Source organism: Sphingomonas sp., assembly GCF_051962185.1.
Classification (GTDB): domain Bacteria; phylum Pseudomonadota; class Alphaproteobacteria; order Sphingomonadales; family Sphingomonadaceae; genus Sphingomonas.
In genome coordinates, this window is record NZ_JBQCCN010000341.1 from 1 (window position 1) to 3,056 (window position 3,056).

Below are 3,056 nucleotides of genomic sequence, written 5' to 3' on the forward strand. Positions count from 1 at the left end.
GATGTATCCTACGGCGATGCTGGGCGACGTCAGGCTCTATCTGATGGACAGCCCGACGGCGGAGGCGAACAGATGCCTGGACGCGTGGCTGGCGGCCAATGGGAAGCGACTTCATCTCGCGCGGCCATGATCCGCATGGCGGCCGCTCGCCAGGCATAGGCAAAGGCGAGTTGACGAAGCGTCGGTGGATGGCCGCCGCGATAGGTTCGGTTCGGGAGACGGGCAGTGCGGTCGATCGATGCGATTGGAATAGCGTTGGCCACGCTGGTGCCAGCGATTCCGGCGAGCGGCCTGCACGCTCAGTCCATGCCGCCCGCCGGCTATTTGGGCCCGGCGGGCCCGCCCGTAGCGGCGGTCGCCGAGCCGGGCGCGCCGTCGCTCGCGGCGATCACCGACGACGCATTTCCACACTTGTTCAGCATCGCGCCGGGCTATCCCCGGAAGGATGCGCATGTCTCGGTCATCGGCGCCTATACGATTGCGGAGACGAAGGGATCGCACGTCACCGCCGCCTGGTCGCGCGGCTATCTCCCGGTCAGCCTGTCGTTCAGCGACGGCCGCTGCTTCGACTTCACCGCCGACTATAACGGCCCGCATCTGTCGAACGCGCGGCTGACCAGGGTGGCATGCGGCACTCCCTGGAAAGACGGCGCCACCCCGCCGGCGCCACCGGCCGGCAGCCGCCTGCGGCTCGCCGGCACGAACTGGGGCTATGTCGACTGGGTCGACGACAAAGCGGGCGTGTCGACCATCACCGGACCCTTCGCCAAGACGTACCAGCCGTTCTTCACGGCGCAGATGCCGACCATGGCGATCATGGCGATGAACGGGGTCGACTATCCGGGCGGGAACATGACGCTGGTCGGGCGATATCGCGGGCGGTTGAGCGTGGTGGTGTTGGAGGTGGGGTATTGAGGGCGCGTTACCGCGTGACCGTCGATTCAGTGCATTTGGTAAACTGTCGCCGTAACTTGACCGTAACTCTTGCAATGTCTCGAATTTACCGCTTGCCTCCGTGGAGGCGTCCACAGAAGTAAACTGTCACCGTATCGTAATCGCGCGCGCCTAGCGCGCTCCCGTTGCCGCACGTATGATGATCTCAAGGGAGATTCATATTGGCCGAGCTTACACCGCAACCTACCTCGATCCAGTCGCTGTATGGAATGTACGCCGACAATAAACTTTTCGTGAATCGGCGCTATCAGCGAAAGTTGGTTTGGACTCTCGAAGAAAAACAAAAGCTCATAGAGTCGATCCTAAAAAAAATACCCCATCCCAGCGATCCTAGTAGCGGAAAGGGAGGGTATCGCAGGGGCTTACGAGATCATCGATGGTTTGCAGCGACTGCAAGCTATAGTCTCCTTCATTGAGGGAGCATTTCCCACCCTGGACGGAAAACTATTTGCATTCGACCTATTCCCAACTGTTAAAAGCAGGATGGAAAACGGTGATTTCACTCCTTTAGAGGGCGACTCGCGCATATCTCAAAAAGACGTTTCCACACTTTTAGACTATTCGTTAGCATTGTCAGTGATGCGCAACGCCACCGACGCGGAGGTCGATGACGTCTTCGACAGAATCAACACCTATGGCCATCGTCTTAGCGATCAAGAACGCCGACAAGCTGGCGTGCAGAACGAGTTTTCTAATCTAATCAGAAAACTGGCAAGTACCATCCGTGGAGACGCCTCCGCAGACGTCCTCGCTCTCAGCGCAATGCCGTCCATAAGCGTTGATCTTCCTACTACTAAACACGGCTATCTTGTAAAAGCTGACGAGGTTTTTTGGGTGGACGAGGGCATCCTGCGCTCCACGGACCTCCGCGATAGCATGGATGAACAGTGTCTCGCCGATATCACCGCGTCAATTGTTCTCGGCGAAATGGTAGACCGCTCCAAGGATTACTTGGATCGCGTCTATGATCGCTCCTCTGATGAATCGGAAAGACTGATTGCCGCACTTGAAGTTTATGGCTCTGACAGAGTCAGCGACGAAATAAAATTTTGCATCGATCAGATTGGCTTGGTCTGTTCATCTGGACAACCTTCAAAATTAAGAGATATCGTATTTTCCAAAAGAAATACGAATGGTTTTCCTACCGTATTCGCTGTGATATTGATGGCGTTTCATCAATTATTTGTACGCGATAAAAAGAAGATATCGGACTATAAGGCAACCAAGGATGCCTTGGACAACATCGACAAGCGGATCAATACATCACGAAGCTCAACAGCACCAAAGGAACGAAAAAAGAACGTCGATATAATTAGAGCATTGATAGAACCGACTTTTGTAGATGGCGACCTATCAAAAGAGATATATGAGAACCATTCCGCCTCTGACGTCGAGGTATCAATTCGTAGATCCGAGATAGAATTGAGTGGTTACGAACTTAAGCAGGGAATAGTCAGTCTTGGAGAAGGTCGATCTATAGATGAAGATGCTCTAGAGAAAATATTAATAACGATCACCGCTATCGCCAACAATGGCAAAGAGCGGAACGGCAAGCTCCTTCTTGGCGTCACAGACAAGGAGGCTGATGCCATGCGCGTAAAGACTCTCGACGGCATAGATGCCAGAAAAGTCGGCAAAAGACTGGTTGTCGGAGTAAATCGTGAATCTAAGTTTCTAGGAAAATCCGTTGAAGGATATCATGGAATTATAAGAGATAGAATAAAAAACAGTGCGATTTCTGAGCCACTAAAGACGACCGTGCTGTCGAATATAGACTACAACTCCTTCTATGGCTATGGGGTGATTATTATAACTATTCCAGCACAAACGGAACTCTCATTCTACAATGATGAAGTCTATTGGCGTGAGGGCGACACTACAACTAAAGCCGCCACGCAAAAGCAGGTCGCGGATCTCGCCCGACGATTCTGAGGTGTTCATTTTCCAGGGAGCATCGGCTACCTTCTCATCCCCCACCCTTCCCCCACCCCCTCCCCCCTGCTATCGGCCCTCGCGACTCTCGCATTCGCCCGTCCGGGCGCGCTCGCGCGGGACGCTAGCCTGACCGGCTTCCAGCGCCCGCCTCCCCGCCGCGCCCGCGA

The 3,056-nt window shown here is 54.5% G+C and carries 2 protein-coding genes; both read left to right on the top strand.

The annotated features are described in order from the left end of the window. Positions 1 to 225: 225 nt before the first annotated feature. Positions 226 to 915, top strand: coding sequence for a hypothetical protein (locus ACTHJR_RS20770; protein WP_440525327.1), 690 nt, complete (start codon positions 226 to 228; stop codon positions 913 to 915). A gap of 357 nt (positions 916 to 1,272) precedes the next feature. After that, entirely contained in the window at positions 1,273 to 2,886 is a 1,614-nt protein-coding gene (locus ACTHJR_RS20775) for a hypothetical protein (RefSeq protein ID WP_440525328.1), read from the top strand. The last annotated feature ends 170 nt before the right edge of the window (positions 2,887 to 3,056 follow it).